The 2,819-nt window shown below is 66.0% G+C and carries 3 protein-coding genes and 1 tRNA gene; 2 read left to right on the top strand and 2 right to left on the bottom strand.

From position 1 onward, the window contains the following. Nucleotides 1-254 (top strand): DinB/UmuC family translesion DNA polymerase (locus VTU_RS28220; protein ID WP_010106931.1); only part of this gene is annotated, 254 nt, incomplete at its 5' end. 68 nt (nt 255-322) lie between these two features. Here the strand turns inward: VTU_RS28220 and VTU_RS0118400 are convergent. Both VTU_RS0118400 and serS read right to left on the bottom strand, forming a co-directional pair. Next, nucleotides 323-412 (bottom strand) — tRNA-Ser (locus VTU_RS0118400). 38 nt (nt 413-450) lie between these two features. Beyond that, nucleotides 451-1,770: a serine--tRNA ligase gene (gene serS / locus VTU_RS0118395; protein WP_010106930.1), complete on the bottom strand. Its 1,320-nt coding sequence runs from the start codon at nt 1,768-1,770 to the stop codon at nt 451-453. A 221-nt stretch (nt 1,771-1,991) separates the two neighbouring features. Between serS and VTU_RS0118390 the strand changes: the two genes are divergently transcribed. Continuing rightward, nucleotides 1,992-2,702, top strand: coding sequence for a CAP domain-containing protein (locus tag VTU_RS0118390; RefSeq protein WP_010106927.1), 711 nt, complete (start codon nt 1,992-1,994; stop codon nt 2,700-2,702). Nucleotides 2,703-2,819: the final 117 nt, after the last annotated feature.

The following is a 2,819-nucleotide window of genomic DNA, read 5'->3' as shown; positions in this document are numbered from 1 at the left end:
TGAAGCTGCGCTACGACGACTTCAGGACCGCCACGCGCGAGCAGACGGCCTGCAACTACACGGCGGACGGCGCGACCATTCGCCAACTGGCCGGGCAATGCCTCAGGCGGGTGCCGCTGGACAGGCGCCTGCGTTTGCTGGGCGTGCGCGCCGGCACGCTGGTACGGCGCGGCGAGGAGCCGGGGCCCAGCGCACGGACATATGGACAGGGGCGGGACGCGCAAGACGCCATGGGGACGGGGCAGCTGTTTTGAGCGCGTCGGCGGCTGCGGTGGGTGCTTCGACGGTCGATGCCATGCAACGACGCCGGGGCTTTCCGAAATGGCGGAGAGGGTGGGATTCGAACCCACGGTAGTGTTGCCACTACGCCTGATTTCGAGTCAGGTACATTCGACCACTCTGCCACCTCTCCTGTGCGCCGAAGCCCGCGATCTTAGCAGGATTCCATGGCTATTCCGGTGCAAGCACCGACGTTCCGCCCATGTAGGGGCGCAGCACCTGCGGCAGTTCCACGCTGCCGTCCGCGCGTTGGTGGTTTTCCAGCACGGCAGCGAGGGTGCGGCCCACGGCCAGTCCCGAGCCGTTGAGGGTGTGCACGAGTTCGTTCTTGCCCTGCGCGGTTTTGAAGCGGGCTTGCAGGCGGCGGGCCTGGAAGTCCTCGCAGTTGCTCACCGAGCTGATCTCGCGGTAGCCGTTCTGCGCGGGCAGCCACACTTCCAGGTCGTAGGTTTTGGCGGCGCCAAAGCCGATGTCGCCAGTGCACAGGCTCATCACGCGGTAGGGCAGGTTCAGCGCTTGCAAAACGCGCTCGGCGTGGCGGGTCATTTCCTCAAGGGCTGCGTAGCTTTTTTCGGGGTGCACGATCTGCACCATCTCGACCTTGTCGAACTGGTGCAGGCGGATCATGCCGCGGGTGTCGCGGCCATGGCTGCCGGCTTCGGAGCGAAAGCAGGGCGTGTGCGCCGTGAGCTTGATGGGCAGCTGCGCCTGCGACAGCACCACGTCGCGCACGAAGTTGGTCAGCGGTACCTCGCTGGTGGGGATGAGGTATAGCGCCGCGTTGTCGGGTGCAGGCTCTGCGTCCTGGCCGCCCTTTTTGGCCGTGAACAAATCGCCTTCGAACTTGGGCAGTTGGCCGGTGCCCCTGAGCGATTCGGCGTTCACGGCGTAGGGAACGTAGCACTCGGTGTAGCCGTGCTCGCCGGTCTGCAGGTCGAGCATGAACTGGGCAAGGGCCCGGTGCAGGCGTGCGATCCCGCCGCGCAGCACCGTGAAGCGCGTGCCCGAGAGCTTCACGCCCATCTCGGAGTCCAGGCCCAGCGGGGTGCCCACGTCGACGTGGTCCTTGACCGCGAAGTCAAAACGGGCGGGGGCGCCCCAGCGGCGCAGTTCCACGTTGCCGGATGCGTCGGCGCCCACGGGCACGCTGTCGTGCGGCAGGTTGGGAACCGCCATGAGCATGGCCCCGAGCTCGGACTGGATTTTCTCCAGGCGCGTGGCCGATCGCTCCAGTTCCGCCTTGGACGCGGCCACTTGGTCCTTCGCGGCCTGCGCACCGGCGCTGTCGCCCTGGCCCATCTGCAGGCCGATCTGCCGGGAGAGCTGGTTGCGCTGCGATTGCAGTTCCTGCGTGCGGGTCTGTAGCGTCTTGCGCTCGGATTCCAGGACCTGGAACGCTTCCACGTTCAGGAAGGACTGGGGGTTTTGGCGGGTTTCCAGGCGCGCGATGGCGCTGTCGAGGTCCTTGCGGAGAAGCTGAATGTCAAGCATGGCGCGATTCTAGGTCCCGCCCAAAGGGATGGACAGCGGACGCGCGCAGCGTGCCCGGGCGCCGCCGGCGCAGCGTTCCCGCCCCGCGTGGTGCGCAGCTGCGGCGATGACGGATGCCTGCCCCGGACGAAAAAGTAATCAATTGCCTTGCGAAAGAAGGGCTTGGCATGGGGGAGATGCCCCATTAAGTTTGGCGGGTAACTCAATCGATAGAAAGAAGCATGAAACCAAAAAACGAATGGTTGACCGTTCTGGTGGCCGGCGTGACCCTGACCGCCTGCGGTGGGGCGTGGGGAGATGGGGGCGACACGCTGACACCGGCAGCAAGCACCATCGTCACCCGCGTTCCTGCCGCCACGTACGCAGCCAACAGCAGCGAAGCCCTGGTTTACGAGACGCTGAACGCCGAGCGGCTCCAGTGCGGTTTCGGACTGCTGGCGCAAAACGCCAGACTCGACCAAGCCGCCATTGCGCATCTGAACTACTTGGCACAAAACAATGCAGTGGGGCACTTCCAGGAACCCGGCAAGGCAAAGTTCACGGGCGTTTATCTGGATGATCGCGTCGCTGCGTCCGGCTACGACCGCAAGCAGGTGGGCGAGACGGTATCGACCGTGCCGCCCACCGAGAACGCCGAATACGCGGTGCGGTTCATCCTGAGCGCTCCCTACCACGCCCTGGTCGCGCTCCATGGGCTGCGTGACATCGGCCTGGCTCTGGGGCCAAGCACCGTGGGGACCCAGACGCTGGAGATGGTCTTCGGCCTGGCCAAGGACGCCGAGCACCAGGACGCCGGCAAGGTTCTGACCTACCCATGCGAGGGAAGCGCCGGCGTTTTTGCGGCCAGAGGCGCGGAGGTGCCGACACCGTTCCCCGCGAAGCCGATGCCATCTGGGGCCAGCCCATCCTGGTCAAGGGCGCGAGCGACCTGAGGGTTGCTGCGGCATCGATCACGGGTCCTGGCGGGCCGGTCGTGATCAAGGCGCTCTACGGGGATGGCCAAGCGACCGATCCCAACGTGTGGTGCACAGCAGGAGCGGCCTGCGTCA

Origin of the sequence: Verminephrobacter aporrectodeae subsp. tuberculatae At4 (assembly GCF_000193225.1) — a bacterium.
GTDB lineage: Bacteria > Pseudomonadota > Gammaproteobacteria > Burkholderiales > Burkholderiaceae_C > Acidovorax > Acidovorax aporrectodeae.
The sequence above is the reverse complement of the archived record's forward strand: the minus strand, read 5'-3'. Positions and strand labels throughout refer to the sequence as shown.